This window comes from Bradyrhizobium japonicum USDA 6 (genome assembly GCF_000284375.1).
Classification (GTDB): domain Bacteria; phylum Pseudomonadota; class Alphaproteobacteria; order Rhizobiales; family Xanthobacteraceae; genus Bradyrhizobium; species Bradyrhizobium japonicum.
This window is the reverse complement of the sequence record NC_017249.1, coordinates 2554838-2580960: the sequence shown is the minus strand read 5'-3', so window position 1 is coordinate 2580960 and position 26123 is coordinate 2554838. Positions and strand designations below refer to the sequence as shown.

Sequence of the window (26123 nt, the reverse complement as noted above, 5' to 3'; positions counted from 1 at the left end):
GGAAAAATCGTGACAACGCCAACCGATGAAGTTCACACGTGGCTCGAATTTAAAGCCGCCGTTGCGGAATTGCGACAATCCGCGCCGGCAAATAGTTCTTACGTGTTTCGTGGGCATAGCTCGGAAAAGTGGAAACTTGAGACCACGTTAGAGCGCAGTTTTCACCCTCAATCGGTTACGGAGTATTACAGATTAATCCTGCGGATCAAATCTGAGATCGAAAGTCTGGCTGAGCTAAAGTGGCCTGACGAACCGAGTTGGCCAGCCATCGACCGTTCGGTCAGGGAATACGAGCCATTTGCGTTGGGGCTCCACGTTCCGCCGCATTATGAATACATGACATATCTACGGCATCATGGGTTTCCGACACCCATTTTAGATTGGAGCCGGTCGCCATTTGTTGCCGCTTATTTTGCCTTCGCTCGCCCGCTAACAGATCATGTTGTCATTTTTGCTTACTGCGATAATCCGCGAGGATTTAAGACCTCAGGAAATGACGAGCCGCAAATAGCGACGTGTGGCCCCTACGTCTCAACACACAGGCGTCATTTTGCCCAGCAGGCCCAGTACACGATCTGCGTGCAGCATCATCAAGGAAAAGGATGGCACTTCAAACCACACGCGAACGTCTTTGACCGAAAGGTGCCCGGACAAGATAGGCTCCTCAAGTTTCGATTGGCCGCTGACGAACGTGCCGCCGTCCTGAGAGAATTGTTGGATTACAACCTCACCGCCTTTTCGCTTTTTGGCTCGCAGGAAAGTCTCATGGAGACGATCTCCGTTAGAGAGGAGCTGGCAAGCGCAAAGTTCAAAATCGCGGAGATGCTGCGGTGAAGCGGCCTATGTCGCTTGATGACGTGATCCGAATTCGGATCGCCGATGCCAAGGCCAAGCGGCAGATGAAGCAATAGCTGCGAGTCTGGAGGTCGCGGCTTGAAGCGTTTATTGCTCGCATCAAAAGGATCTTGGAATAGTTCGAAAGCGCATCGGCGCAGCACTCGCGCCGCGCATAAGGTTACGTCATGACTGACTAATCCGAAAGGCACTGGCTAACCGCAAAGAGCCAGCGCGATAGTTTTTCCTCGATCCGCCTCTTATCTACTTGCGAGACAATCCCTTGAACGAGCTGGCGCGCAGTAAGCCCTCCGAAGTGATGTCGCGATACTCCACGTCAGCATAGAATGTCGGCTCGACCCAAGTAGCCTTTGGTTTCTTGATGGGCCTTGTCAGTTTCGCTTTTGGGCTCACCACCGTGTCGAGCTTCTTCGGATCTCACTGGAAACCGCGCGGGACCAGCCGGTGCCAACCTTGCCCATGTACACCAGATCTTTGCCTTCCTTCTTCCCCAGGTAAAGGGCGGCGACGCCGGTCGGGTCCTTGATGAATCCGACCACGGGGAATTTCTCGCGCTGGACGGTTTTGATTTTCTGCCAGGCCTCGACGCGTTCCGATCGGTACGGCGCATCGACCAGCTTCGACACGATGCCCTCATAGTTCAACCGCGCCGCCGCTTCGAACAGAGCTTGCCCGTCGCCTTCGTGGTGCTCGCTGTAGAGGATTGGCGGATCGAGCATGTCGATCAACTCTTTCAGCAACTCCTTGCGCTTCAGCTGGGGCTTGCTCCGAAGATCCTCGCCGTTGTGGAAGAGGATATCGAAAGCATAGAACAGCATCCTGTCCTGCCGACCATTGGCCAGGTCTGCTTGCAGCTCGGAGAAGTTTGTTCGAATCGTCGTGGACGACGACGATCTCGCCGTCGAAGATGGTCTGGCTCTTCAGCTTGAACGCGCCTGCGATGCGCGCGAACCGCTTGGTCCAGTCATGACCGTTGCGAGTGAAGATTTTCGCAGCGCCGCTGTTCATATGCATCTGCGCTCGGTAGCCGTCGTATTTGATTTCGTGAATCCATTGGGCACCTGAGGGAGCCTTGCTCTTCAGGGTCGCCAGCTGGGGTTTAATGAACCCCGGCATCTCGGTACGCCTCGCCACTCTACGCAACTCACAAAAATACCCGCCGCCGGTGTTGGGGCCAGCGGCGGGCAGCCTACTACCTTACTCAACGAGTCTCCAACTTCGGACGCGCAGACGTGTTCCATTCGTGAATACACCCAGGCGTCGCCCACAACCAAGAACGCTGTTTCAGGTTGTGTTTTGAGAACGCTTCTCGAACAACGCACGAACAGGATGTGATAAATCAGAACATCAATACGGCGGCCGCTTCAGTAGCTCCGGCAGTTTGGATATCGCCTTGGCAATCCGCCGCGCCTCGTCACGGGTGAGGAATTCGTTGGCGTACTGGTACGGCCGGTCGTGAAGGTCTTGCCGGTGGACGATGCAGCAGAGGGAGAAGCCGTTCGCGTCTTTCACGCGAAAGCATTCCTTGTCCTCTTCCATCACCCACGGCGCAGGAAAACGCCGAAGGTTGTCCATCACATCCTGCGGTTTGCCGGAGTGCCCCGGATAGGCTTGCCGGTGGCATAGGTCGGGCCTTCCTTCGCTGCCCGCACCTGCCGGTCGCGTTCAGCGCACAGGTCGTCAATCTTCCCCAGCATCCGCGAGAGCAAAGCTTCCGCCGACGCCGTCCCTATTCCGGCACGTTGGAGCTGGAGGATTTCCTTGCGCTGTCGACCAACCTGCGCGCGCATGCGCTCGATTTCCGAGCGGAGATATTCGAGTGTGGGCATGACCAAACCTGGGATTTTGCCCAATAGAACGAAACAAGAACAATGAGTCAAGTGGGCACGAAAAAGGCCGCTTACATTGGCGGCGTTAAGCTTTGATCTGGATCATCGTTCACTCTCGAACGAGCCGGACCATTCGAAAGCAGCTTGACGAGTGCTCGGCATGACAGACCAAAAATCAAGAGCCCTCTATCTGATGCTCCTCTTGGGGCAACTGACAGGCGGGCTCTTTATAATCTTAGACGGCCTGCCTGAATTTCGGCACTTGATGGCCAATCCAGGTGAGCAGCTCCCCATCGAACGATCCGACAATCTTGCAACGCCCTTTATGATCGTCGCAATGCAAGCCGCCTATTGGTATCGCCTGCGATGCGTTCCGCTTCCACCCCAGCGCTCGAACCCGATCCTGAATCACCTATTCCTTTTTCTGGGGCGGCTCGCCTTTATCTTCGGAGGCTCGCTGTTCGGCGTCGTGTTCTTCAGGCATTTGCCTGAGATCCATCAAGGCGCCGATCTTTGGCTCATGTCGCGCCGTGGGCTGCAACTGGTGGCGTCGTTGTTCGCACTCTTCTGCGTCACGCTCGAACTTGAACGACTGGGCCGCACCCTGGGAGGCAGCCAGTAGACTTGGCTGAACGGTCCATCAAACAGCGCTGCTCAAAGGGGCGGACAGCAAGCGCGCCGGGCTTGGAGGGGCATGACGTCGTCATGCTGAACCGCGAGCTTCTGAAGACGGCAGGAGACCAGTGAACCGACGAAGCGATCCGCGCAGGTCTTGGTGAAACTAAACAGCGCCATCTGGCCGGTTCCGGCCAACCACCGGTCACGATTCGCGGCAGCTCGGCCCCGGCCAGGTACAGGATGATGACGGTGACGACGACGATGCGTGAGAACGGGCGGTTTTGTTATCTGGCCGCTCTTTTTAAGTGACGCCTCTGTAAGTTCGCCACTTCGCCAGCCGCTCGGCCGCATCGGCGATCTCAGCAGGCGCACTGATGCCGATCTTATAGAGCAGGCGGACGCGCTGCTCAGCGACTCGCTTGACACCGCCTCCGAGCCGCTCAGCGATCTGCGCGTCCGTCTTTCCGGCAGCTATTCGGCGGAGTAATTGCTTCTCGCGTGGACTCAGCGGGAGATTGTTCATGGCGCCTCGCAGCTGACAGGCAATCGCCCACCCTGTCTACTACAATGAGAGACAGCGCTTGTGTATACGTTTGGACAAAGAGCGCTCACGAATCGAATGCAATGGCTCGCCGGGCCATTGATCTAAATCAAGCGCCGACTTGGGCACAGGCAAAGGCTCGTGCCGGGTGTCGACTATTTTGAGCGGGCACCACGTCGCTCCTGCGCGGCACCCTACCTTGGAGGACAGCCATGCTTCGATGCCTTCTTGCCGCTTTGGCAGCTCTTGTTCTGGTCACTGTCAGTCTCATTCCCGATGATGCATTTGCTCGCCGAGGTGGAGGCGGTGGGTTCCGCGGCGGCGGTGGGTTTCATGGAGGCGGCATGCGCGCTGGAGGATTTCACGGTGGCGGCGCACGCGTCGCTCATGTTCGAGGAGGCCGATATGGCGTCGCTGGTCGCGGCTATGGCTATCGACCCATACCCGGCCGCCCCATTGCGCGCACGGCAGTTCGTCGCGGAGTATACCGTAATGCAGCTTATCGTGGGGCTTACAGGGGCGCAGCGTACGGGCTAGGTGCAGCAGCAGTGGGAGCTGCTGCGGCCGGTGCCTATGGCTACTACGGCAATAACAATAATTGCTTCTATGACACATACGGGAATTGGGTCTGCCCGGGTCAATACCCATACGGTTACCGCTACTGATCCGTAAGCCGCGCTTTGCGGTAGAGCATTGCGCCCTGCCGCAGCGCTTATTCCACTGCAATCGCAGGACAGATCTCGATGGACCATCGGGCGGAGTTACTTGCGGTTTTGCTGCTGTTCACGTGCGTCAGAAGCAGCGAGGCTTCTGTTCGCATTACGCATGATCAAGGCGGCTCAATTGGCGATTACATTGACCGATACGAAAAACTGCGGGCCTCGAATCAGTCGGTGATGATCGACGGCCTTTGCGCCTCGGCCTGCACGATAGTGCTCGCAACAATTACCCCGGAAAAAATCTGCGTTACTCCTAGGGCAAAACTCGCTTTTCATGCGGCGTGGGATTTTGACCGAACCGGACGTACCTTCACCCACCGAAGCGCGACCCGGATGCTGTATTCGATGTATCCTGATGCGATTCAGCGCTGGCTCGACAAGCAAGGCGGCTTAAGGCCTCGTGCGGTATTCCTGGAGGGTAGACCTCTTATGGACATGTATCGGGCGTGCGACCGATCTGCATCGACGAGTCCTACTCCACACTAGGACGCCTTATAGCTGTCGGCGCAGCAGCGCCGCCTAAAACCGGCCGTCGATCAGCCGGCGGTCCGCGTTTAGCCGCCGCATCAGGGGGGCTAAAACGAAAAGATGGCCATCGTCGCAAGTGCCGTATTCAGGATCGCCAGCGCGATGTAGGCAGCGGTGAAAATATGCTGACGGCTGGCCATCGCAATCCCCCACAACTGGTGCATGGGCATCAAAGCACAACTACTTAGGCGGGAAAAGCACGGATGCCTGACGTATCGGCGGCTCCGCACTTGGACGGTCGAGCCATCCAGGCCGCCGCTTAGGCGGCGAGTGCGGCAAGCCCGTGAGGCCGCCCTTCGTCCATGGACCGGCCGGCGCGGGATGATAGCTTGGGTGCCGCTCAGGATCGAACGGCGGCGGTGCGTTGCCCATGGTGATCGGTTGAGCCTTGTTCGCGCTGCGCAATACGTTCAGCGTCGGGTCAAACTCGGCATCGAACAAGATTTTGGCGAGCGCCTGCAACGTCTCGACGCCGAGCTTAGCCTTTCCATTGCTAAAATCTTCCAGTGTCGAGACGCCGACGCCGTCGATCTCGCTGGCGATGACCGCCATGGCGTTCGGGCTTTTGTTGCGCGCCTTTAGCGTTTTGCGCAGCACGTCTGTGCCAGTAATGGTTTGAGTCATACCCGGCTCCTGTTTATCGCTAAAACCAGTTTGGAAAACTCTGTCGTCGGCCGGCGAGGTATGGGCACCGGCGCGTTGCGCGGCGGGTGTTTTGCAGGCGCCAGCTTCGGCGTGCGCTGTTGCGGCGTCTTAGCCAGGACCGTCATCATCTCACGAACAATTGCAACGCGCCGAATGAGGAGCGCATTGGTCTCACCAATTGTCTTAAGCCACGCCGTGAGCGGCGGGGCGGGATAGCGGCGCTGCACCAGGGCGTGCGGATTTGCCGGCGCATCCGTCAAGCTGATTTCTATGATCTCCGCATTCGTCACCAGCGCATGGAAGTGTGCGCTGTCAGTGTCGCGCAATTCATAACCGCCGATATAGGCGCGGATCGAGAACGCCCCGCAACGCTTTGCCAATTCGTGGGTGACGTGGGCACTGATCTTGAGATTGCCGCGCGCGTCATAGGTAAGGCTTTCAATCTTGCCTGCTGGTTGCGATTCATCATGCTTGTAAAGCAGCGGCGGCAACTCACGGCCCTTAAACAGCAAGCACGGATTGCAAAATGCATAGGCGCGGAATTTGGTGCGCTCCAAATCAATGTCGGTGGTGCTCGCAAGGCCATCCACCGTGAGTGCATGATCGACCGGCGCCGTGAGCGGGATAAGTGTCGGTCGGGGCGCGATCTTGTAGCGGCTGGCGAGCTTCGCGAGCTGCACGCGCATTTGGAAAGCTTCGCCGCTCATTTCCGCTTCTCCGCAGCGCACAGTTCGGCAATGCGGCGCTTCAGCTCCGCCATGCGCGCCTCAAGTGCGAGACGTTCGGTCGCAAGTTCTGCGAGCCGTTCGGGCGTCGGCGGCGGGCCGGCTGATTGCAGGACGCCTTCGAGCAAGGGGAACTCGGCGCGCAGCGTGTCAGCGGCGCGCATGCTCGCGGGATGGAAGCCGCCCCGCAGATAATCCCCTTTGCGGATGCTTTTGTCGGTCGCCATTTGGCTCGCCTCTCATTGATGGCGAACAGCCCGGCATCAGACTACCACGATCCAGCGGAGAGCGGCACAAACGAATCGCGCGATTGCGCGAGCCGATGGCAAACAACGCGGCCAGTTTCGCGGGAAACGGCAGCGCTGGTGCGGGAAAAGTTTTTCGGTGGTCGAAGACGTCGCTAGAGAACGGCCGTCAGGGGATGCATCACCAAACCCCCGACGGCCGCGCGCTGGTTGACGGGCTTGCTAAACCCGCTTGTGGTACGCCACCATCACGGTCCGCAATCTGGGCCGCAAGGAAACGCGCAGGCGGCATTTTCGTGGTTGTCCCGGCAACCCACACCTGACTGTCAGGCTCGGCCGCTCCGGGTATGGACGATGGAAAGCTTTTCTTCGGCCGCCTTGGCGAGCACGGCGCCAGCGGTCCGATCAAGCTCCTTGGCGATCAGAGTGAGCGGCATGGTGCCTGCCAGCGCCTTGAGCTTAGCCACTTCGTCTTCGGTCCATGCTTCCTTCCAGCGCGGCATAGGCGTTAATCCTGATCGGCCCCGCATCAGAATGGGCGCTGCGGGGCGCCCTTACCGCATGAACAGGGCGGCTGCCGCCAAGATCACCGGCAAGCTGCCCGCTGCAATCACCAGAACCTTGTACTGAAGGTCATCGCCCATTGGGACAATTTAGCACGGTAGTGGGATACGCGCTATGCAACTTATACTAAAAATTCCGAGGCGCCAGCTGTGACAGTTCCAGGTCACGATATCTTCGCGCGAGACTAGCTAGGGAGCGCAGGTGCCTGTGCTGTCCCTGGTACGTACCGCGTACTAGGGCGTGCACTCCATCAACGCGCAGAAGTCCGGTCCTGATGACTAAGCGGAAACGTTCCGCACCTCAGAACACTGCCGTTTTTGACCCGAAGCGGAAATCGGTCCAACGACCGACCTGTTTCCAAGCAATGTTGATCTGCGTCAACACCGCTGACTACCGGGCGGGAAGTGTACGACGGTCTATTAGGTGCGTTTAGCAATTCGGTATCAGGAGCAACGGTGCAAACACATTGGTTCTACACCGTTTGGCCGTTCATAGGGTTCGGTGGGGCGGTCGTGATGGTCGCCATCCTGCTCATGACAGACGCATTCCGTGGCAACAACACCGTATCGCGCTGGCGAGACCTTGTCTGGCTGGCGTGGTTAGCCGTGCCACTCTATTGGCTGCATCAACTTGAGGAATATAGCCTGCCGGTGATCGGCCTGAACTACTCACTCCCGGATATGGTTTGTAAGAACTTCGGCTTTGAGCCGTATCCGGCTTGCCCGATCCCGCTGCCGTTCTACCCGCTGGTGAACATTGCTCTCATGTGGTTCGGTGCGCCACTCGCAGCGTACCTCAGCAGGCGAAATATACTCATCGGCCTCAGCTACTGGGGATTACTATTAGCTAACGGACTTTTGCACACGGCAGGCGGCATCGCGCAGGGGGCTTACAACACTGGCCTATGGACTGCGGCAATCTTGTTCGTTCCGTTGTCACTCTGGGTCGTTTACGCCTGCGTGTTCCGTGGGCCGTACAAAGGCAAGGTCGTGGGCGTGGCGTTCGCCGCCGGAGCGCTCACGCATGTCTTGCTTTTTATCGGCTACGGGCTGTTCAAGTCCGAGGTGATCGGAGGTAATGGCTTGCTGGTCTATGCCGCTGTGATCGGTTTCACGCCGATAATCTTGGCAGCCCTTGGCAGCCAGTTCTTCAAGCCGCAATTGTTGCGGCCAGTTCCGATCCAATAGGACCAGCCCGCTTGTGGCCCCTGCGACCTCGGGCAAGGCCCGCTCTTCCTCCGCTGTCGGGGGGCAATGGCCATCAGTCGGCCAAGCCGCTCAATGAGTACACACCCTAAACGAATTCCAGAAAAACTCCGGCGGCATTCCAGGATTTGAGCAAGGGATGGCTTGCGTGGCGCGCCTGAGCAACGGCTGATCTGTTACGCAGGGCGTACCAAGCGGATTAGTGCGGAGTAAAGGGAGCGCGCCGCCCTCATTCGGTGGCCGGCCGGAGGTTGGACCACTCCCCCCTCACTCTCGGGCGGCGCGGCGGCGGGTGCTTCGGGCACAGGATGGACGTCCACTCCTCGCAGACGTTCGAGTCGCGAAGGCGTGCAATCGCGACGATGGCTCGACGTCGGGAACAGGCTGTCGTGACAGCGTTTCGCGACACTCCCGAGAACACAGAACGACGGGGCCGTTGATATCGTTTAGTTTTCTGCCCGAGTAACGTCATTGCTAAGGAAATGACTAGCCTCCACCGCGCGCAACAGCCGGCGCTTAGCAAACGCGCCCACCTCTCGCCCGAAAGGCCATTCGCCAGGGCGATGCGCCGCGCTGGGGCGCGTAGGCCAGGCGGCCGGTGTCTTGAAGCGGCGCTCGGGTGAAGCGGCTCCACGGTCGCCGCTGAGGCCCTTATCGACGTCGCAGTGGTGCGAACGGCGAGCTGTCGATTGCGGGGACGCTCTGGCCGGATTCTCGCATCGGCTCGTGCTCGACGGTTTCGATCCGCTCGATTTCTTCACGACCCAAATGCTGACCGTATGGAATGCTTACGACCTTGATCGCGGTGACGGCGACATTGCCCAGACCATCGCCGTTGACCTGGTAAGGCAGCAGTTTTTGCAGCAGGCCGGCGAAGCACTTCTTATGGTCGGCGGCCAGATGCTCAAGATAGCCAACGAGGCCGCCTTCGCCGTTTCCGTCGCGACCATGGTTTACGGCAGCTTCGATGATGCCGGCCTTCAAATCGCGTGTGATTTTTGAAGCCGCGCCCTTCGGCCGGCCGTGGCCGGCTCTCGTCAGGTTGCGCGTTCCGTGCGCTTCCGGCTTCGGCTGGCGCAGGTTTGGAAGCGTGAGGTCTCGCGGCAGTGGCATGCAAGGAATCTTTCTAAAGAAGCGGACGTTGCTCTACCTAAGCTACGCTTCCCACGCTTCCCGTCCAGCCCATCGCTGCGCCAGTCATTCCGCGCGTTACGAGACGGAAGCTTCTCCCCAATATCAGTTGATGCAGTGAGAGCGCACGAGCGTCAGCGCCAGCTTCTATTAGTATTGTCCCTTGTCGCCAGAAGAAGATATTGGGGAGAAGGTAGGTTAGAATCAGCTGAAACAATTGTCGTCATTAGATTTTTTGCCATTTTCGGGGCGATTTCCGGACTACTTCCAATCGACCCATTTCCACAAATCCGGCTTTCCCTGCCCCTGCGACTGCCGGCTTGCCAGACCGTAGGCAACCAGCTCCTCAAGCACTCTGCGCACCGTGTTGGTTGGCAGCTCCATAGCCTTGGCGATGGCGGTGGTTTCGACCGCGCCGCTGGTTGCGTACATCGCGCGCAGATAGTCGTAAGCCCTGCGGCGGGCCGGTGGCACCGAGTCCAGCGCGACCGTCTCGACAACTCTCAGCGCGGTCTCGCGCTCGACGCCGAGCGTGTCGAGGCCGGCAAGCAGGCGTTCCAGGGTTAGTCCAATGCGGGCGGGGCCTTCGGCACCATAGACGGCCTCGATTTCCTTGCTCTGACGATCCCTGGCGATGGCGCCGCGCAGCCGCACCACCAACATGATGGTATTGTTGATGCGCTCGATCTCCGCATCCGTGATGGGTCGCGGTTCCGGCGTACGGCCGGCAAACAACCGCGTCACCGCCTCTGCCAGTTCCTGGCGCATCTGCTTGGTGCCGGCCCCGACGTGCTTCAGCGCGCGGACAAACTGGCCATGGCCCACCGGTGCCAGCCGGCACAGAAGGAAGCGGTCCCCCATCGCACCGATGACGCTGTAATGCGCATCGATCACGCCGGTAGCGGCGAACAGCAATCCAACCTTCCCCTCCAAGACAGCGTGCGGCCACCGTCGCTGCCGAGATGGCGCGTCCAAGAGCCGTCGTAAATTTCGCGCAGCGCGGCCAGCACCTCCGATTTGGTTTCGGGATGCATCGCCAGGATTGAACCGAAATCCTTCAAGACGATGATGCCGAATTCGTTGATCTGCCGCAGCAAGCCGCCTTGCGCGCCCTTGGCCTGGGACTTCTTAGGCGAACCCGACAGCAACCCTGCCACCGTCATGGTGGCAGCCTGCACCACATCCGGCAGCGTTGATGTCGCGTTGAGGATTTCAGTTTTTGCGGATGATGGTGGGGCGATTAGTCCGAGCCAGACCGGATCCCCGGGGAGAAGATTGGCGGCAATGGTTCCGAGTGCGGCGAGGATCGGGGTTGAATCCGGCAGTGCGAGCCAGCGGTCGAATACCTCAAGCGTTTCCTCAATTCTAATCGCGCCAGGGGCTGGCCCATATGCGCCGGGCGATCCGACATGCGGATGCGGCTTGTCGTCTTGCGGCTTCAGCTCGACCTCCACCGCCTCCGAAATCAACGCGGCGGCAGCGGCGGCACCGCCATCATCCGCGAGGCAATTGACGGCATCCCACCCCTGAGGCTTGCCCTCCGGAACCGTCACCCGCTTCACCCTGCATCCGAGCGCGGACAAAACGGCGGTGGCGTCGGCGGCAAACTTCTGCCCAGGAACGTCGGCGTCCGGCCAGATGATGACGGTCTTGCCCTTGAGCGGCGTCCAGTCGGTCTTCGTCGTGGCGTTGCAGCCGCCCATCACCGACGTCGTCACAACGCCAAACTTGGCCAGCGCGTCGGCCTTGCCTTCGCCCTCGACCAGGACGACTTCACTCGACTTCGACAGCTCCGGCAGATGATAGAGCGGCCGGACTCCAGGCGAGCCGATCATCCATTTCTTTTCGCCGTCGATCTCCCGCCAGCACCACGGCCGGAACGTCTTCGGCTCGTAGCGCCTAACGCTGCACAAGATGTTGCCGTGAATGTCGCGATAGAAGTATTCGGCAATCGGCGCGCCGAGGATTTCGGCTTCGTCCTTCGGCTTGGTGCCCCATCTCTCCTTGTTGGCGGCGATCTTCTCGTTTGGTGTTGTGATATGAGCCGCGCCCCGGGTCGGCTGTTCGAGCTTGACCGCCCAATGCAGGAATTCCTTGGCGATTTCGTTTAGCGAGCGTTCGAAATTGTCGGTGTCACCGACGTAACCCATGAAGAGACGATAGAGCTTGATCAGATCGCCGCCTTCATCGGTACAATGATCGTACCATAACCCGGCGTTCTTGCCCGTTAACTCGATGCAGAGCGATGTCCCAGGCTCGCCGTAAATATTGCCGATCCTGGCTTCGGTACGATGAAGGAAAGCGCGACCTGAATAGAGCCAGACGATAAAGCTGCGGGCGTCGTCATTCAACAGTTCGCGGATTTCCTTGGCATCGAACCGGCTATGACCACGACGAGCACCATTTCCGCCAACACGGCCGTAAACCTCGGCGGCCTCCTCTTGCGACAGAGCATCATTGAAATCTAACACCCCACACCACCTTTCTCGAACGGCACCACTACGCCAAGGCCCGGCAACCGCCACGCTGTGGCCTCTCGCAGCGTTAGGACTCTCTCGATTTCAAAATACGGGTCCTCGAACGCGACCACCGTCTCGGGATCGAGGCCTTCGTCGAGCAGTGCGCTGGACGCACCGAGGACAGGATTTTTCGAGACGCAGAGCAGTCGTTGCCCCAGGTTGACCCGGTGCAAACGCCGGGCGTCGCGCAGATCGCCAATGGCGTGAATCGTTAGGCGCACTGTCGCAAGGCGCGCGTCATTGTTGGCCATCATCGACATGACAGCCTCCACGAATTCGCGGCGTTTGGACTCGGTCTGTCAGGATCACTGCACTTGCCACGTGCGACGCGGCTGCGGCCAGACCGCGAGCGACGCCGCCGAGCATACGGGCGGCGGGTGCATGCTGCGGTGTCGGCCCTCAGCGAGCATGAGCAGAACGCCGTGACTGGCTCCTGGGGGTTGCTGGCGCGCTGATGAGCGAGGTTCAGCAGGTAGAAAATACTTTCGTCGGACAGCATAGCGAGCCTCGTCTGAGCGAGACCGCTGCGGGGCATCTTGCTGGCCGAGGACGCCGGGACTATAACGAAGACCGTTCAGAGCATTTCGCAGTTCCCGGCCGTCTCGGTGGTTTGCCCTGCCGAGCGGCCACCTTCATTTTTGACTGTTCGGCATGGCCTCGCGCTGGGCGCGCCACACTGCGGCGGCTTCCAGTGAGATCACCGAACGCGTGCCCAGCCTCATTTCGGTTGGCGTCAGCCCTTGCTTCTTCAGCTTGTAAAACATCCCCTGGCTGATGCGGTGAGCTTCGCAGAATTCGCGAATGGTCAGCGCCAAACGCGGCTGCGGCGGTTTGATGTTGTTTTCGTCGTGCAGCACCTGACGCGATTTCCGGCTGCCCATTTTCGTCTCCTTGGCGAAACATATGAACACCTGGGATTCGCGCTCAAAAAGTGAAAGCCGTCAATACAAGCGGAGGCGTGCCCTTCCGGTAAGTCATTGAAGTTCCTCAAAATTTTTTTGAAATTTGACGATTTATCGCAGCTAAGTCCTGGGCCACATTGGAGATTTTTTTCATCAGTTGAAGCAGTTGACTGCCGACAACCAGAGGGGGGCATCAGAATTAAATTTTCAGCCGCGACTGAGATTCCAGTTGCAAAACTACGCGACTCCGTTCGCGGTTATCGCCACAACGTTATCGCCGCTTGGCGGCTCCGGCTGTAGCAATCCGATACGCGCGATGTCGTCGATTGAGTGCTCCGTGATGTGCCGGGAATAGTGCTTTTCGATCATCGCGACCGAGGTGTTGTGCAGGCTCGCCACCAACCGGATCGGCACACCCCGCACCAGCATGCGGACAATGGAGCTGTGACGCAACGCGTACATCGTGACGTCCGCAGGATCGAGACCGATGCTCGTCACGACATTGTCCACCTGGCGATGATAGTTCTGGCCAGGGTTCTTGTCCCAAGGCCGGGCGTCACTCTGCAACAGCAGCGGCGCAATTTCGGCGCGGCCATTGGCAGCCTGCTTCAGTCGTGTCGCGAGCTGGGGAGTGATCGGAACCGAAAAGCGCTCGGCCTTTTTTTGCGCGCGATTTTTTCCGCCCCCCTTTCCGGACTTCGGCATCATCAGCTTCGGCCTCACCGGATGATCGTATAAATCCTCGACGCGGAGACGCACGGCCTGGGATGGTCGCGCACCAGTGACTGCCAGCACGTCACTGAGCAATCCGAACTGATGATCGATTCCGTACGCGGCGGCGACGAATTCATGCACCTTGTCGTCTGAGAGCACCACGTTACGGGCTTCCTGGGCATCGGGCAGACCGGCAAGGCCGTTTTCCCACGCGTCGGCGTTCTTGACACGTTGATCGTGCTGCGCAGCCAGCGCCAGCGCGGCGCAGACGCAACGACAAAGCCGGTTGATCGTGCTCGGCTTCATCGTGCCGATCAGTTGGTCGCGCCATCGCTTCAGCTCGGTGGCGGCGAGCAGGGCCACAGGCTTCGCCAACAGCGCGCTGGAGAGGTGTAGGCGCGGGTGCTCGGCGTTGTAAGGGTTTGCGCTGCGCGCGATCAAGTCGGCTCGGTAGGCCGTCAGCGCGCTGTCGAGCGTGACCGGCGCGGTTCCGGCGCTGTCGTCGCCCGCGCGTGCCAGCTTCTTCGCCTGCTCCTGGGCCTGGTAAAACGTCAGCAAGGTCTTGCCGTCGGCCTCCTCGAAGTCGTCCGCAAGTGCGAACGCCTTGGTCCAGTAAGCGCCATGTCCGTCGCTGACCTTCAAGACCCAGGTGCCATTGGTCTTGTTGCGGCGATACATCAGCAGGATTCCGCGCGCCAGCGACGGTCCGCTGTACGGCCTACGGCGGACGGTGAACTTGTTGAGCCGCGCGCTGCGGCTCTCGAACGCGCTGAAACTAACCTTTCGGGCCATGTGGTTTTGTCCGGTGTCTCGCGATGTGTCGCGAACGTGTGCATGGAGCCATAAAGAGGCCGGTGGCAGCTTATGAAGAGATCGTTTGGTCCATCAACGGGTTGCGGATTCCACACGGCTCTACACAGCTTCACCCGACTATTTATTTTTCCTGCGCAGTGGTTGGACGGCTTATGCCGTGCTCTCCCGGGAGCCGAGTTCCTTCTGGCCTCCCTCGTCCTTGCGAAAGTCACCGGCACCGCGCCGGTTGACGCGACTGCCGCATCCGCAAACACTTGACCGTAGCGACGACGGCCAGGACCACACGGTTTTGCCGTACGCACGGCCCGCCATTTCGCTGCAGTTTTTCCAGCCCTGTCGACGGAGCCGGAAACTTGCAGACGAGACTAAGCCTAGCAGCGCCGCTCATCCGGCACGAAGTCTTGGGCTCACGGAGAGCAATCCGCCCTGCCCGCACTTCTCGCGCCCAACGCTGCCGCGTCCACCGCAAGCCCGGCTCGCGACAGTGACGACACAAGATCGCCCCTCTTGGTGAGCCGGGATGGGCGACACATACGCCGTTTCCGAATTTCGGTAAAGCGGAATATTTTCGCACGCGCGGCTTGACGCCCTCTCGGGTGTTTTGCCCGTCGGGCAACGAGAGCCCCGTCACCCGCCCGACAGCCCACCTCCGCCTTGTATGCATTATCCCAGTTGCCATCCCCGCGGACTTCGCTTTACATGCCGGCAACTCGCCCGCGGATGACGGCCGGGGCTCAAAAATCACACACATTTTCAAAGGGACGGAATATGGCGCGTAACATCCTGATTCTCGGGGCTTCCTACGGTTCCCTGCTGGGCACGAAGCTGCTGATGGCGGGCCATAACGTGTCCCTGGTCTGCCGCGCCAAGACCGCCGAGCTGATCAATCGTGACGGTACCGAGGTGCGCATCAAGCTGCGCGACGAGGCGGTGCACCGGGCGATCTTCTCGCGCGACCTGCCCGGCAAGCTCGACGCGGTGACGCCGGGCAATGTCGACCTCTCGCGCTACGACATGGTCGGCCTGGCGATGCAGGAGCCGCAATATACCAACCACACGGTCCGCGTTCTCATGGTCAAGATCGCCGCGGCGAAGCTGCCGTGCCTGTCGATCATGAACATGCCACCGCTGCCCTACCTGAAGCGGATCCCGTCGCTTGCCGACATGGATCTCGAGGAGGCCTACACCAATGCGCAGGTGTGGGAACGGTTCGAGCCCGGCCTGGTGACGCTGTGCTCGCCCGACCCGCAGGCCTTCCGTCCGCCGGAAGAAGCCGCCAACGTGCTTCATGTCGGCCTGCCCACGAATTTCAAGGCATCGGCCTTCGCCGACGAGAAGCACAACAAGGTGCTGCGCGAGCTCGAAGCCGACATCGACGCGGTGACGCTCGACGGTCACGACGTGCCGGTGAAGCTGAAAGTGTTCTCTTCGCTGTTCGTGCCGCTGGCGAAATGGTCGATGCTCCTGACCGGCAACTATCGCTGCATCACGCCGCACGAGCCGCAGTCGATCCGCGACGCCGTGCACGGCGATCTCGCGCGCTCGCAGACGATCTACGACCATGTCGATGCGATCGCCCGCCGCCTCGGCGCCGATCCGGAGGACCAGGTGCCGTTTGCGAAGTACGCCAAGGCCGCCGAAAGCCTGCTCAAGCCGTCATCGGCCGCGCGCGCGGTCGCGAGTGGCGCGCCTTTCATCGAGCGCGTCGACCTGCTGGTGAAGCTGATCTCGCATCAGCTCGGCACCCCCAATGCCGAGATCGACCGCACGGTCGAGACCGTGGACCTGAAGCTGAACGAGAAGATCGTGCAGGGCGGATCTGGCGCGCAGTAGCAGCGTGCCGGCGCTGCCGTCTTAGCTCGCACCGGCCTGCACTGATCGACCGGACTTGCCGATGCAGACCGGATCACTCTTGGGCATGGGCTTACGATTTGGCCCAATACGGGCCATCCTGCTCAGCAGTCCGTTTGCGTAAATCCCGCATACATGCGACTGCTAGCCGTCACACGGGCGCCGACTTCCGCAAGTTCCGGGGCAGCGCGATGGCCGGATCGAAGGGCTGAAGAACAAGTAGAAGACGATGGATCAGACGGCGTTGCAGGTCGCTCGCGCGGTGGAGGCCGGCGCGACGACGATGAAGGGCATCGTGGACGCGACCGGCTTGTCCCGCCTCAAGGTCGAGCGCGCGCTGAGCACGCTGGAGAAGCAAAAGCTCCTCATTCGCGACGGCCAAGGATTTCGGCCGGCTAACCGGCAAACGCCGCCGCCGCTCACCCGGCAGTGCGGCTCGTGCAACGCCTGCTGCGATATCCTCGAGGTCGCCGCCGTCGACAAGCCGGTGAATCAACTCTGCAAGCATTGGCAGACGGGAACCGGGTGCACCATCTACGACCGCCGTCCGCAAATGTGCCGGTCCTTCGTCTGCGCCTGGCTGCAAGGCCATCTCGATGACGCGTGGTTTCCGGCGACGTCCGGCATCATCGTGCATTTCAGCCAGGACGCGGTGAACGTGACGGTCGACGACCACTGCCCCGATCGCTGGCGCGAGGAGCCCTATTTCAGCAAGCTCGCCGAATGGTCGCTGAACGGGATCAGGCGGATCGGTAACCGCGGCTACGCGACCCTCGTGGTCTCCGGCGAGAACCGGTTCCTGCTGCTCGGACGTACCATCGTTCCCGAGCCGACGCTGTTCGGAACGGCGTTCCTGCCGCTCACCACCGACACCTTCCGGTTCTGGCGCGCCACCTCGACCGAGCATCTGCAGCGGCTGCACGAGCGCGTCGCCGAGATCGAGCGTATCCGGCAGGAATTCGGCTCCTGTGCGATCCCCGAGAACGAGGACGACGATCCGCAGGCGCCCTATCGGCCCGCACTTTTACGGCAATCGAATCACGCCTGAACTCCGCCGTGGGCAACACCGCATGATTCGCACGGTGCCGCTCGACGCGCCCCGGCCGGGTTGATAAGCCCCTCTCCGCGAATGATGGGGACTTGAGTCGGGGACATGACAGTTGCGATCGAGATGGGGCAGACCACGGCAGGCGCCGCGGCCGCCATGGACCTCGAGGAACTGCTGGCGACCCGGCTCCTGGTGCAGGGCAATTCGGGCTCCGGCAAGTCGCATCTCCTGCGGCGGCTGCTCGAACAGAGCGCGCCCTGGGTGCAGCAGGCCATCATCGACCCCGAAGGCGACTTCGTCACGCTGGCCGAGCAATTCGGCCATCTGGTGATCGAGGCCGAGGATCACACCGAGCGCGGCCTTCAGGTCGCCGGCGAGCGCGCGCGGCTGCATCGCGTCTCCACCGTGCTCAATCTCGAAGGGCTGGACGCCGAGAACCAGATGCGGCGTGCCGCGGCGTTCCTCGGCGGCCTGTTCGACGTCGATCGCGACCATTGGTACCCGATGCTGGTGGTGGTCGACGAGGCGCAGCTGTTCGCGCCGGCTGTCGCCGGCGAGGTCTCGGACGAGGCGCGCAAGCTCTCTCTCGGCGCGATGACCAATCTGATGTGCCGCGGCCGCAAGCGTGGCCTCGCCGGCATCATCGCGACCCAGCGCCTGGCAAAGCTCGCCAAGAACGTCGCGGCGGAAGCCTCCAATTTCCTGATGGGCCGGACCTTCCTCGACATCGACATGGCGCGCGCCGCCGACCTGCTCGGCATGGAGCGGCGGCAGGCCGAATCCTTTCGCGATCTCGAGCGCGGGCAGTTCATGGCACTCGGCCCGGCGCTGTCGCGACGCCCCCTGCGTTTGCATATCGGCCCGACCGACACCCACGCGCGCAATTCCACGCCGCGGCTGATGCCGATGCCGGAAGCCGCACTCGAGGATATGCGCGCCGTGATCCTGGCCGCGCCGCCGCCCGATGCCAGCCGCCCGCAGCGCCGGCCCGCGCCCGATCTGCTCGAGCAGCTCCGCGCCGCGAAGGCGGCCGCGCCGGAGATCCGGCCTGAGGTGGCCGAGGTGCCGATCAGTGCCGAGGAGCTCGCCGAGCGGCGCGAGCGCGTCGATCGTACGCTTCGTGCCGTGCTCGCCGAGCCCGATGCCGGCTTCCGCGCCGTCGGCGTTCTCTATCAGGAGTTCGTGGTTCGCTGCCGCATCGAGGGCCTCGGCTCAGCGGTGCCTGATCTGAATGAATTCCGCCGCATGCTGACACGCGCGCGCGCCGGGCTCGGCGCCGAGCATGCCGAGGACGACGCCTGGCAGGACGTGTCGCTGCGCGCCTCGATCCTGCCCGACGACATGCAGGGCGTGTTCATGATGATCGCACGCGCGGCGAAGGAAGGCTGGCCCTGCCCCGGCGATGCCGCGATCGCGCGCGCCTACGGCTCGCATTCGCTGCGCCGCGCCCAGCGCCTGCTCGGCTACATGGAGGAGCAGGGCCTGATCGTCTGCCAGCTCGACGGCGGCGGGCGCCGGATCGTGACGCTGGTGGAGCTGGCCTGGGCCACCGCGCCGGGCGATCCCAACGGCGACGATCTGCCGGCGGAGCCGGTTCCGAGCGCGGCCTCGGCTTGAGATCGTCTAGAACGTCCCGGCGACAGTCAGGCGAAAGGTCAGCGGCTCGACCGGGTGCAGCACGTAATCCATCACGCCGTTCTGGCAGACCGCCGTCGGCGCGACGCCGCCGGTGCAGAGATTATAGAGCGTGTCGGTCTTGAGCAGCGAACCGTAGGCATAAGTGATCTGGTTTGCCTGCGTGTTGAAGAGATTGAGCACGTCGAGCTGGATGCGCCAACCATTGTCGATGCGATAGCCGAGGCGGCCGTTGAAGATGCTGGTCGCGGACGAGCGGAACGCATTGTCTTCCGTCAGCGGGCTCGACGCCAGATAGCGCCAGCGCAAAGCCCCGAACCAGCCGGTCTTCTCGCCGAGCGTGATGCCGGCTGATGCCACCATCGCCGGCGCGTTCGGAATGTAGTTGCCGGGCGCGTTGCCGATCTGCGCCTCGGGATAGCCCGCGAGCGAGGCGTAGACCTCCGCCTGCTCGCTGTCAGTGCCGCGGAAGCGCGCATGCGTCATGGCGAGATCGGCATCGATGTCGATCCACGATCGCGGCCGGTAGTGGTTGGTCCATTCGAAACCATAGCGGCGGCTGGCGCGCGTCGCTTCGGTATCACCGGCATCGCCCGAGAACAGGATCTCGGAATCCTGATCGAGAATGAAGACGCTGAACGAGCTATCGAGGCTTGGAATGATCCTGGTGCGGACGCCGACTTCGGCGCCACGGGTGCGCACGAGCAGCGGTGACGGCGTAAGTCTCGTGGCGGGATCGCTGGGGTCTTCGGTCGTGGTAGCGCCACGCGCGTCGTTGGAGTGCATGCCGTAGCCGGCACCGAGGAAGAATTCGGTCTGGTTGAACGGGCCGAGCACCATCCTGAATTTCGGGCTGCCGAGCGCGGCGTCAGTGCGGCCGGAATTGTTGGAATTGAACAGTGAGGTGACATTGGCCGCGTAATAGTCGCTGCGCCAGCCGACAATAGTCTTCAGCCAGTCGGTCCAGCGCACGGTGTTCTCGGCATAGACGCCGACACTGCCCTCGCCGACCTTGTCGCTGCGGATGTTGGACAGGAAGCCGCGCTGGAACGTGTTGCTCAGCGCCAGATCGATCGAATCATAGCGCGATTGCAGGCCGATCGTGGTCTGCATCGGCAGGCCGGCGAACGATCCGTTCAGCGTGCGCGAGATGTTGGCGCCGGCCATCAGGCGGTCGTCGTGCTGGTGGAACTGGTCGCCGAGCACGGGATCGTTGAGGAAATAGGTGAAGTTGTTGAAGAGGTCGAGCTGGCTCTTCACGACGTAGGCGTTGGCCTTCCACGCGCCGAGATCGTCGCTCTGCGCGACGCGGCCTGACAGCGCGAAACGATTGGTGTTGCCACCGTCGCTTGGGTCTTCCGAGCCGAACCGGTCGAGGAAGCCGCCCGTGATCGCGCGCAGCGGCGCCTGGTCGGTCGAATTCCATTTGTTCGCGTAAGCCATGCCGGTGACGGACACGCCATCGATCGCGGTGCCCTGGCTGTAGCGCACGAAGCCGTTGAGCTTGCGGACGTTATCCGGATTGTCCCACGGGCCGTCATAGGTACCGAGCTCACCGGCGACCAGCAGCGCCCCGTCGCCGAGCTTTGCCGAATCCATGCCGAGCAGGCGGCGATAACCAAAGCTGCCCGCGGTGACCTGCGCAAGGCCCTTTTCGGTGCGGTCGATCAGGCCGATGCGCACGCTGCCGACGGAGGCAAAATCGCTCTCGTCGGCGAAGTACGGTCCCTTGCGCACGTCCATCGCGCTGATGGTTTCCGGGATCAACCAGTTGAGATCGGCATAGCCTTGGCCGTGCGCGTGGGTGCGCATGTTGACCGGGACGTCGTCGACATAGATCGCAAGGTCGGTGCCGTGGTCGAGATTATAGCCGCGCAGAAAATACTGGTTGGCTTTGCCCTCGCCGGAATGCTGGGTCACGATCAGCCCCGGCACCGCTTCGAGCGCCTCGCCCGGCCGCGCGAAAGGGCGCGCGTTGATCTCCTCGCCGGAGATGGTGATCTCGCTGGCCATGCTGGGCTGGGCCTTTGCACCCGAGGCGACGCTGCGGGCGTCCGACGCTTGCGTTGCTGCCGGAGAGACGACGATGCGGTCGTTGGGCTGAACGGGTTTACTGGCTGGCCGCGCCGCAGGCGGCTTCTTGCGATGCGGCGCCTCGTCACCGGATACCTCGACCGGCGGCAGTTCGCGCGAGGCGCCACTGCTCTGCGCAAGGGCGCCGCCGCCATTCGCGAGAAGGACGAAGGCCGAGAGTGCCGTCAGCGCGCCGCGGCGCCGGCCAGGCTCAGGCCGGCTTGGTGGCATCGGCGCCTCGAAGCACATCCGCGCGTGAAGGGCTGCTCGCGAACATGCGGCGGTAGAGCAGGACCGAAACGAGCCAGGCGATCGCAAACAGCGCGATCACGGCGAAGCCGACATTGGCGAGCGACTCGTTGAGGCCGTCGACCAGCGTCCACACGCCGCCGGTTAGACCAAGCCGGTCGGCGATCAGGCCGAGTGCCTCGATGCCGCCGATCAACAGCGCCACCGCGACGGAGGCGCCGGTGATGGTGAGGTTGTACCAGAGCTTTCGCAGGGGATCGACGAAGGCCCAGCGATAGGCGCTGACCATCAGCGCCGAATCGGCGGTGTCGACCAGCGCCATGCCCGACGCGAACAGCGCGGGAAAGACCATGACGTCGACGAGCGAAGCGCCGCGCGTGGCTTCGGTCGCGGAGATGCTGAGCAGGCCGATCTCGGTCGCGGTGTCGAAGCCGAGCCCGAACAGGAACCCGAGCGGGAGCATGTGCCAGGGCTTTGTCACCAGGCGGAACATGGGGCCGAGCAGGCGCGCCAGGAAGCTACGGCTCGCCGGCAGCGCGTCGAGCTCCGCTGCGTCGTGGATGCCCTGCGCGCGCACGATGCGGAACGTCCGCCACAGGCCGACGAAGATGGCGAGATTGATGGCCGCGATCACAAGCAGGAACAGCGCCGACACCGATGTGCCGATGACGCCGCCGATATCCCTGAGCAGGCTGTCGCCGCCGAGGCTCACCACGCCGAGTGCCAGCAGCATGGTCGCGACCACGACCACGGTGGAATGGCCGAGGGCGAAATAGAGGCCGACGCTGCGCGGCGTACCGCCCGCATGGATCAGCTTGCGCACGACATTGTCGATGGCGGCGATGTGGTCGGCGTCGACGGCATGGCGGAGGCCGAACACCCAGGCCAGCAGCGCGGTCGCCATCACCGTCGGCCGGTCGCCGAACGCCGCGAAAGCCCAGACCCATGCGGCGACGTTGGCGGCGATGAGCCCGCCGAACAGCAGCACGGTGGCGGGCTCGACCGCCCGCAAGGACCATTTCGTCACGACAATCATTCCGTCCGCGCGCCCATCGCGCCAGCGGTATGATCTTTTCATACAATGATCATACTAACCAATGCAATTCCAGGGGGCCGCTTTGCAGGAATGCTTGTAACCATCCTTCGAGACGCCCGTTGCGCGGGCTCCTCAGGATGAGGCCTGGATTCGCGGCCACGTTGCGAGCAGACCCTCATGGTGAGGAGCCCGCGCAGCGGGCGTCCGGACGATGCTCTGCATCGCCAGGGTGAACCATCAGGCCGAGATGGTGCTACGCGGCCTCGGAACCACCGAGATAGGCATCCCGCACACGAGGATCGTCCTTCAGCGCCCGCGCCGGGCCTGAGAGCACGATCTTGCCGGTCTGGAGTACATAGGCCTCGTGCGCGATCTCGAGCGCGAGGCTGGCGTTCTGCTCGACCATGAAGACCGACACGCCTTCCTGGTTGATCGCGCGGATCAAGTCCAGCACGCGGTCGACATAGAGCGGCGACAGGCCCATGGTCGGCTCGTCCATCACGATCATCCTCGGACGGCTCATCAGCGCGCGCGCCATTGCGACCATCTGCTGCTCGCCGCCGGAGAGCGAACCGGCACGCTGCGACAGCCGCTGCCCAAGCTTCGGGAACAGCGTCAGCATCTTGTCGAGATCCTGCGCCACCGCATCGCGGTCGTTGCGCACGAAGGCCCCCATCAGGATGTTTTCGCGCACGCTCATGTCCGCGAACAGCCGCCGCGCCTCCGGCACGGAGGCGATACCACGGCGGACGATCTGCGGCGTGGTGAGCCCGAGCAGCGAGGCGCCGTCGAAGGTCACGTCACCCGAGCGTGGTTTCACCAGGCCCAAAATGATCTTCATCGTGGTCGACTTGCCGCTGGCATTGCCGCCGAGCAGGCAGACGATATGGCCGCGGCCGACCGTGATCGACAGGTCGAAATGCACCTGGGCCTGGCCGTAGAAGGTGTTGACGTTCGAGAGCGCCAGCAGCGGCTCGGATGCGCCCCTCGTCATGCCACGCTCTCCCGCTCCGGCGTTTCCGACAGGCCGTGGCCGAGATAGGCCTCGATCACCTTGGGATCGCCACGCACCACTTCACCTGGCCCTTCCGCTATCTTCTTGCCCTCGTCCATGACGATGACGCGGTCGGAGAGGCGCATCACCATCTCCAACTTGTGCTCGATCAGGAGGATGGTCAGCCCCTCGGCCTTCAGCTCGGCGACCAGGCCCTGCATCTCCGCGGTCTCGGTCGGGTTCATGCCGGCGGTCGGCTCGTCGAGCAGCAACAGGCGCGGCTTCAGCGCGAGCGCGCGCGCGATCTCGACGCGGCGGCGATTGGCGTAGGACAGGCTATAGGCGGGCTGGTCGATCCGCGGCAGCAGCCGCTCGCCGAAGCGTGCGAGAATGGCCTTCACCTCCTCGCGCAGCCGTTCCTCTTCGTCCCTGACGCTGGCCGGACGCAACAGCGCCAGCCCCAACTCCAGCAGCGGGCCGATCACCGGCACCGCGGGTCTCACCGCGCGCAACCGCGTGTGCGCGCCGATCAGGACGTTGTCCATGACGCTGAGATTGCCGAAGACGCGGCCGAGCTGGAAGGTGCGCGCGATGCCTCCGGCCGCGAGCCGCTCCGGCGACAGACCCGTGATGTCCTGACCTTCGAAGCCGACATTGCCGGCATCGGGCCGATCGAGCCCGGTCACGAGATTGAACAGCGTCGTCTTGCCGGCCCCGTTCGGGCCGATGATGCTGATGAGCTCGCCTTTGGCGAGATCGAGATCGATGGCATCCACCGCGGTCAGGCCGCCGAAATGGCGTGTCAGCCCGCGCAGGGACAGCATGGGCGTGTGCTGCTCCGCCATCATATCGTCCCCAACAGGCCCTGCGGCCTGAACCGCACCAGCAGCAGCAGCACGATGCCGTAGATCAGGATGCGATACTCCGCTGCGATCCGGAACACCTCCGGCAGGCCGACCAGCGCGACCGCCCCGACGATGGCGCCGACGACGTTGCCAAGGCCGCCGAGGATGACGACCGTCAGCGCCAGGATGGATTGCTGCGTGTTGAAGGTCTCGTGGTTGATGTAGGAATAGAGATGGGCGGCGATGCCGCCGCTGACGCCAGCCGCGAAGCCGCCGAAGATGAAGGCCAGCGACTTGTAGCGGTTCAGGCTGAGGCCATAGGCGCGCGCGGCGATGTCGTCGTCTCGGATGGCGCGAAAACTGCGGCCGAGATGCGAGCCGAGCAACCGGCCCTGCAGCAGCGCCAGCACGACCATCACGATGAAGCTGAACCAGTAGATCGAGGTCGGGCTGATCAAATCGTAGCCGAACAGGGACAGCGGCGGGATGCCGGAGATGCCGATCGGGCCGCGCGTGACGCTCTCCCAGTTCAGGATCACCAGCGACACGATCTCGCCGATGGCGAGCGTCGCGATCGACACGTAATGCCCGCGCAGGCGGAACGACGGCGAGATCAATGCGGTGCCGAGCGCAGCACTCATCAGGCCGCCGGCGATGATGGCGAGGCCGACCGGGACGGAGAAATTCAGCGACAGCAGCGCTGAGGTGTAGGCGCCGATCGCGAGCAGCGCGGCATGTCCGAGCGAGACCTGTCCCACCGTGCCCGCAACCAGCGTCAGGCTGAGCGCGAGCATGCCGAGCAGCCAGGCGTTGATCAGGGTCTGGAGCACGTAGAAGGACACCGGGAAGAACGGCAGGATCGCGAACACGCCGGCGGCGACCAGCAGCACCCAACGCGGAATCCGCACCGGGCGGCTCGGCGCAATGAAAGTGCCGGTGAGCGGCTCGGGTGGCGCCTGCCGCGCGCTGGCGAACAGGCCGTTCGGACGCAGCACGAGCACGACGACCAGCAGCAGGAACGCGAACAGATTGCGGTAGCTGGTGCCGAACACGGCGACGCCATAGCTCTCGACCAGTCCGAGCAACAAGCTGCCGATCACGGCGCCCGGCACGTTGCCGGCACCACCGACCACTTCCGCAACGACGCTCTTCAGCGTCGCCTGCAGGCTCATCGCGGTGTCGATCTGGTTGTAGTACATGCCGACCAGCAGGCCGGAGACACCGCCGAGCGCCGCCGCAATGCCGAACACGGCCTGATTGACCCGGTTGACGTCCACGCCCATCTGCATCGCCGCGTCGCGGTCCTGCGCAGTGGCGCGCACGGCCCAGCCGAGCTTGCTGTAGCGCAGGAACACGAACAGCAGCAGCGCGCTGGTAAGGCCGACGCCAGCGATGAGCAGATCAAGAGGTCCGATCGTGCCGCCGCCGACCTGGAAGCGCACGTCAGGCAGCTGGCTCGGCAGCGCGCGCGGGTTCGGCGAGAACGTCAGCATCACCAGCTGATCGAGCACGAAGCTGATGCCGATGGTCGCGAGCAGCGGCGCGATGCGCACCGAATTCTGGAGCGGACGCAAGCCGAACCGTTCGATGATCAGTCCGACGATCGCGGCCGCCACCGCCACCACGATGATGGTCAGCGGCAGCGGCGTATGCAGCTGCACCACCGCGACCCAGCCGATATAGGCGCCGACGAGATAGATCGAGCCCTGGGCAAAGTTGATCAGCCGGCTGACGCCAAAGATCAGCGCAAGCCCGACCGCAACGAGGGCGTAGACATTGCCGACGATCAGCCCGTTGATCGTGTAGTCGAGCCAGGAAGACACGCTGATATCACCGCGT

At 62.4% G+C, this 26123-nt stretch carries 28 protein-coding genes and 1 pseudogene; 8 read left to right on the top strand and 21 right to left on the bottom strand.

Annotation, left to right across the window (positions count from 1 at the left end; genetic code table 11):
• Nucleotides 1–9 precede the first annotated feature (9 nt).
• A complete protein-coding gene (locus BJ6T_RS43285; protein ID WP_160321076.1) occupies nt 10–834 on the top strand; it encodes an FRG domain-containing protein in 825 nt (274 codons plus the stop codon).
• Between the two features lie 264 nt (nt 835–1098).
• Here the strand turns inward: BJ6T_RS43285 and BJ6T_RS49370 are convergent, their stop codons facing one another.
• From BJ6T_RS49370 to BJ6T_RS12065, 5 genes and pseudogenes are all read right to left on the bottom strand, one after another.
• Complete coding sequence (locus BJ6T_RS49370) at nt 1099–1248, bottom strand: ATP dependent DNA ligase (protein WP_342394613.1); 150 nt, start codon at nt 1246–1248, stop codon at nt 1099–1101.
• The gene (locus BJ6T_RS49365) at nt 1245–1673 is read right to left on the bottom strand and encodes an ATP-dependent DNA ligase (RefSeq protein ID WP_014492641.1); all 429 of its coding nucleotides are present in this window, start codon (nt 1671–1673) and stop codon (nt 1245–1247) included. Before BJ6T_RS49365 ends, BJ6T_RS49370 begins: the two co-directional genes overlap by 4 nt.
• A gap of 97 nt (nt 1674–1770) precedes the next feature.
• Nucleotides 1771–1863 (bottom strand): annotated as a pseudogene (locus tag BJ6T_RS49360) (non-homologous end-joining DNA ligase); the annotation flags it as partial.
• A 339-nt stretch (nt 1864–2202) separates the two neighbouring features.
• On the bottom strand, nt 2203–2430 hold the full coding sequence (locus tag BJ6T_RS12070; RefSeq protein ID WP_014492640.1) for a hypothetical protein: 228 nt from the start codon (nt 2428–2430) through the stop codon (nt 2203–2205).
• Nucleotides 2430–2684: a hypothetical protein gene (locus tag BJ6T_RS12065; RefSeq protein ID WP_014492639.1), complete on the bottom strand. Its 255-nt coding sequence runs from the start codon at nt 2682–2684 to the stop codon at nt 2430–2432. The genes BJ6T_RS12070 and BJ6T_RS12065 overlap by 1 nt, the downstream gene beginning before the upstream one ends.
• Nucleotides 2685–2844: 160 nt before the next feature.
• Here BJ6T_RS12065 and BJ6T_RS12060 point away from each other — a divergent pair, with 160 nt between their 5' ends.
• The gene (locus BJ6T_RS12060) at nt 2845–3306 is read left to right on the top strand and encodes a hypothetical protein (RefSeq protein WP_202556946.1); all 462 of its coding nucleotides are present in this window, start codon (nt 2845–2847) and stop codon (nt 3304–3306) included.
• A 297-nt stretch (nt 3307–3603) separates the two neighbouring features.
• Here BJ6T_RS12060 and BJ6T_RS12055 read toward each other — a convergent pair whose 3' ends face one another.
• On the bottom strand, nt 3604–3825 hold the full coding sequence (locus BJ6T_RS12055; RefSeq protein ID WP_014492637.1) for a LuxR C-terminal-related transcriptional regulator: 222 nt from the start codon (nt 3823–3825) through the stop codon (nt 3604–3606).
• Between the two features lie 294 nt (nt 3826–4119).
• Between BJ6T_RS12055 and BJ6T_RS47135 the strand changes: the two genes are divergently transcribed.
• Both BJ6T_RS47135 and BJ6T_RS43275 read left to right on the top strand, forming a co-directional pair.
• A complete protein-coding gene (locus tag BJ6T_RS47135; protein WP_014492636.1) occupies nt 4120–4380 on the top strand; it encodes a hypothetical protein in 261 nt (86 codons plus the stop codon).
• 206 nt (nt 4381–4586) lie between these two features.
• Nucleotides 4587–5048, top strand: a complete 462-nt coding sequence (locus BJ6T_RS43275; protein WP_080593852.1) for a hypothetical protein — start codon at nt 4587–4589, stop codon at nt 5046–5048.
• Nucleotides 5049–5270: 222 nt separating this feature from the next.
• On the opposite strand, the gene BJ6T_RS12045 is transcribed toward BJ6T_RS43275, so the two are convergent.
• The 4 genes from BJ6T_RS12045 to BJ6T_RS47130 all read right to left on the bottom strand — a co-directional run bounded on the left by BJ6T_RS12045 (nt 5271) and on the right by BJ6T_RS47130 (nt 7208).
• Entirely contained in the window at nt 5271–5714 is a 444-nt protein-coding gene (locus BJ6T_RS12045; RefSeq protein WP_014492635.1) for a helix-turn-helix domain-containing protein, read from the bottom strand.
• The gene (locus BJ6T_RS12040; protein WP_014492634.1) at nt 5711–6442 is read right to left on the bottom strand and encodes an HK97 family phage prohead protease; all 732 of its coding nucleotides are present in this window, start codon (nt 6440–6442) and stop codon (nt 5711–5713) included. The genes BJ6T_RS12045 and BJ6T_RS12040 overlap by 4 nt, the downstream gene beginning before the upstream one ends.
• The gene (locus BJ6T_RS12035; RefSeq protein ID WP_014492633.1) at nt 6439–6687 is read right to left on the bottom strand and encodes a hypothetical protein; all 249 of its coding nucleotides are present in this window, start codon (nt 6685–6687) and stop codon (nt 6439–6441) included. The genes BJ6T_RS12040 and BJ6T_RS12035 overlap by 4 nt, the downstream gene beginning before the upstream one ends.
• Nucleotides 6688–7031: 344 nt before the next feature.
• Nucleotides 7032–7208 carry a hypothetical protein gene (locus tag BJ6T_RS47130; RefSeq protein ID WP_014492632.1) on the bottom strand — a complete coding sequence of 59 codons (177 nt, stop codon included), beginning with the start codon at nt 7206–7208 and terminating at the stop codon, nt 7032–7034.
• Between the two features lie 576 nt (nt 7209–7784).
• Here BJ6T_RS47130 and BJ6T_RS12030 point away from each other — a divergent pair.
• On the top strand, nt 7785–8456 hold the full coding sequence (locus BJ6T_RS12030; protein WP_202556947.1) for an HXXEE domain-containing protein: 672 nt from the start codon (nt 7785–7787) through the stop codon (nt 8454–8456).
• A 669-nt stretch (nt 8457–9125) separates the two neighbouring features.
• Here BJ6T_RS12030 and BJ6T_RS47940 read toward each other — a convergent pair.
• From BJ6T_RS47940 to BJ6T_RS12000, 6 genes are all read right to left on the bottom strand, one after another.
• The gene (locus BJ6T_RS47940) at nt 9126–9587 is read right to left on the bottom strand and encodes a hypothetical protein (RefSeq protein WP_014492630.1); all 462 of its coding nucleotides are present in this window, start codon (nt 9585–9587) and stop codon (nt 9126–9128) included.
• Between the two features lie 279 nt (nt 9588–9866).
• The gene (locus BJ6T_RS12020) at nt 9867–10520 is read right to left on the bottom strand and encodes a helix-turn-helix domain-containing protein (protein WP_014492629.1); all 654 of its coding nucleotides are present in this window, start codon (nt 10518–10520) and stop codon (nt 9867–9869) included.
• Entirely contained in the window at nt 10496–12130 is a 1635-nt protein-coding gene (locus BJ6T_RS12015) for a toprim domain-containing protein (RefSeq protein WP_144037992.1), read from the bottom strand. The genes BJ6T_RS12020 and BJ6T_RS12015 overlap by 25 nt, the downstream gene beginning before the upstream one ends.
• On the bottom strand, nt 12070–12384 hold the full coding sequence (locus BJ6T_RS12010) for a hypothetical protein (protein WP_014492627.1): 315 nt from the start codon (nt 12382–12384) through the stop codon (nt 12070–12072). Before BJ6T_RS12010 ends, BJ6T_RS12015 begins: the two co-directional genes overlap by 61 nt.
• A gap of 372 nt (nt 12385–12756) precedes the next feature.
• Nucleotides 12757–13005, bottom strand: coding sequence for a hypothetical protein (locus BJ6T_RS12005; RefSeq protein ID WP_014492626.1), 249 nt, complete (start codon nt 13003–13005; stop codon nt 12757–12759).
• 258 nt (nt 13006–13263) lie between these two features.
• Nucleotides 13264–14532 carry a site-specific integrase gene (locus tag BJ6T_RS12000; RefSeq protein ID WP_014492625.1) on the bottom strand — a complete coding sequence of 423 codons (1269 nt, stop codon included), beginning with the start codon at nt 14530–14532 and terminating at the stop codon, nt 13264–13266.
• Nucleotides 14533–15321: 789 nt separating this feature from the next.
• On the opposite strand from BJ6T_RS12000, the gene BJ6T_RS11995 reads away from it, so the two are divergent.
• From BJ6T_RS11995 to BJ6T_RS11985, 3 genes are all read left to right on the top strand, one after another.
• Complete coding sequence (locus BJ6T_RS11995) at nt 15322–16386, top strand: ketopantoate reductase family protein (RefSeq protein ID WP_014492624.1); 1065 nt, start codon at nt 15322–15324, stop codon at nt 16384–16386.
• A 247-nt stretch (nt 16387–16633) separates the two neighbouring features.
• Nucleotides 16634–17452, top strand: a complete 819-nt coding sequence (locus BJ6T_RS11990) for a YkgJ family cysteine cluster protein (RefSeq protein ID WP_014492623.1) — start codon at nt 16634–16636, stop codon at nt 17450–17452.
• A gap of 105 nt (nt 17453–17557) precedes the next feature.
• On the top strand, nt 17558–19069 hold the full coding sequence (locus tag BJ6T_RS11985; RefSeq protein ID WP_014492622.1) for a helicase HerA domain-containing protein: 1512 nt from the start codon (nt 17558–17560) through the stop codon (nt 19067–19069).
• Between the two features lie 6 nt (nt 19070–19075).
• Here the strand turns inward: BJ6T_RS11985 and BJ6T_RS11980 are convergent, their stop codons facing one another.
• The 5 genes from BJ6T_RS11980 to BJ6T_RS11960 form a co-directional block, all read right to left on the bottom strand.
• Nucleotides 19076–21391 carry a TonB-dependent receptor gene (locus BJ6T_RS11980; protein ID WP_014492621.1) on the bottom strand — a complete coding sequence of 772 codons (2316 nt, stop codon included), beginning with the start codon at nt 21389–21391 and terminating at the stop codon, nt 19076–19078.
• On the bottom strand, nt 21372–22445 hold the full coding sequence (locus BJ6T_RS11975) for a HoxN/HupN/NixA family nickel/cobalt transporter (RefSeq protein ID WP_014492620.1): 1074 nt from the start codon (nt 22443–22445) through the stop codon (nt 21372–21374). Before BJ6T_RS11975 ends, BJ6T_RS11980 begins: the two co-directional genes overlap by 20 nt.
• Before the next feature lie 253 nt (nt 22446–22698).
• Nucleotides 22699–23439 (bottom strand): ABC transporter ATP-binding protein, encoded by a 741-nt coding sequence (locus tag BJ6T_RS11970; protein ID WP_014492619.1) that lies wholly within the window; start codon nt 23437–23439, stop codon nt 22699–22701.
• Complete coding sequence (locus BJ6T_RS11965) at nt 23436–24284, bottom strand: ABC transporter ATP-binding protein (protein ID WP_014492618.1); 849 nt, start codon at nt 24282–24284, stop codon at nt 23436–23438. Before BJ6T_RS11965 ends, BJ6T_RS11970 begins: the two co-directional genes overlap by 4 nt.
• Nucleotides 24284–26107, bottom strand: a complete 1824-nt coding sequence (locus tag BJ6T_RS11960; RefSeq protein ID WP_014492617.1) for an ABC transporter permease — start codon at nt 26105–26107, stop codon at nt 24284–24286. Before BJ6T_RS11960 ends, BJ6T_RS11965 begins: the two co-directional genes overlap by 1 nt.
• Nucleotides 26108–26123 lie beyond the last annotated feature (16 nt).

Excerpts from the sequence above, each read along its gene's own strand:
- BJ6T_RS49365 (WP_014492641.1), bottom strand. The coding sequence starts at position 1,673 with ATGCTGTTCTATGCTTTCGATATCCTCTTCCACAACGGCGAGGATCTT.
- BJ6T_RS12070 (WP_014492640.1), bottom strand. The coding sequence starts at position 2,430 with ATGGACAACCTTCGGCGTTTTCCTGCGCCGTGGGTGATGGAAGAGGAC.
- BJ6T_RS12065 (WP_014492639.1), bottom strand. The coding sequence starts at position 2,684 with ATGCCCACACTCGAATATCTCCGCTCGGAAATCGAGCGCATGCGCGCG.
- BJ6T_RS12060 (WP_202556946.1), top strand. The coding sequence starts at position 2,845 with ATGACAGACCAAAAATCAAGAGCCCTCTATCTGATGCTCCTCTTGGGG.
- BJ6T_RS12055 (WP_014492637.1), bottom strand. The coding sequence starts at position 3,825 with ATGAACAATCTCCCGCTGAGTCCACGCGAGAAGCAATTACTCCGCCGA.
- BJ6T_RS47135 (WP_014492636.1), top strand. The coding sequence starts at position 4,120 with ATGATGCATTTGCTCGCCGAGGTGGAGGCGGTGGGTTCCGCGGCGGCG.
- BJ6T_RS43275 (WP_080593852.1), top strand. The coding sequence starts at position 4,587 with ATGGACCATCGGGCGGAGTTACTTGCGGTTTTGCTGCTGTTCACGTGC.
- BJ6T_RS12045 (WP_014492635.1), bottom strand. The coding sequence starts at position 5,714 with ATGACTCAAACCATTACTGGCACAGACGTGCTGCGCAAAACGCTAAAG.
- BJ6T_RS12040 (WP_014492634.1), bottom strand. The coding sequence starts at position 6,442 with ATGAGCGGCGAAGCTTTCCAAATGCGCGTGCAGCTCGCGAAGCTCGCC.
- BJ6T_RS12035 (WP_014492633.1), bottom strand. The coding sequence starts at position 6,687 with ATGGCGACCGACAAAAGCATCCGCAAAGGGGATTATCTGCGGGGCGGC.
- BJ6T_RS47130 (WP_014492632.1), bottom strand. The coding sequence starts at position 7,208 with ATGCCGCGCTGGAAGGAAGCATGGACCGAAGACGAAGTGGCTAAGCTC.
- BJ6T_RS12030 (WP_202556947.1), top strand. The coding sequence starts at position 7,785 with ATGGTCGCCATCCTGCTCATGACAGACGCATTCCGTGGCAACAACACC.
- BJ6T_RS47940 (WP_014492630.1), bottom strand. The coding sequence starts at position 9,587 with ATGCCACTGCCGCGAGACCTCACGCTTCCAAACCTGCGCCAGCCGAAG.
- BJ6T_RS12010 (WP_014492627.1), bottom strand. The coding sequence starts at position 12,384 with ATGTCGATGATGGCCAACAATGACGCGCGCCTTGCGACAGTGCGCCTA.
- BJ6T_RS12005 (WP_014492626.1), bottom strand. The coding sequence starts at position 13,005 with ATGGGCAGCCGGAAATCGCGTCAGGTGCTGCACGACGAAAACAACATC.
- BJ6T_RS12000 (WP_014492625.1), bottom strand. The coding sequence starts at position 14,532 with ATGGCCCGAAAGGTTAGTTTCAGCGCGTTCGAGAGCCGCAGCGCGCGG.
- BJ6T_RS11995 (WP_014492624.1), top strand. The coding sequence starts at position 15,322 with ATGGCGCGTAACATCCTGATTCTCGGGGCTTCCTACGGTTCCCTGCTG.
- BJ6T_RS11990 (WP_014492623.1), top strand. The coding sequence starts at position 16,634 with ATGGATCAGACGGCGTTGCAGGTCGCTCGCGCGGTGGAGGCCGGCGCG.
- BJ6T_RS11985 (WP_014492622.1), top strand. The coding sequence starts at position 17,558 with ATGACAGTTGCGATCGAGATGGGGCAGACCACGGCAGGCGCCGCGGCC.
- BJ6T_RS11980 (WP_014492621.1), bottom strand. The coding sequence starts at position 21,391 with ATGCCACCAAGCCGGCCTGAGCCTGGCCGGCGCCGCGGCGCGCTGACG.
- BJ6T_RS11975 (WP_014492620.1), bottom strand. The coding sequence starts at position 22,445 with ATGATTGTCGTGACGAAATGGTCCTTGCGGGCGGTCGAGCCCGCCACC.
- BJ6T_RS11970 (WP_014492619.1), bottom strand. The coding sequence starts at position 23,439 with ATGACGAGGGGCGCATCCGAGCCGCTGCTGGCGCTCTCGAACGTCAAC.
- BJ6T_RS11965 (WP_014492618.1), bottom strand. The coding sequence starts at position 24,284 with ATGGCGGAGCAGCACACGCCCATGCTGTCCCTGCGCGGGCTGACACGC.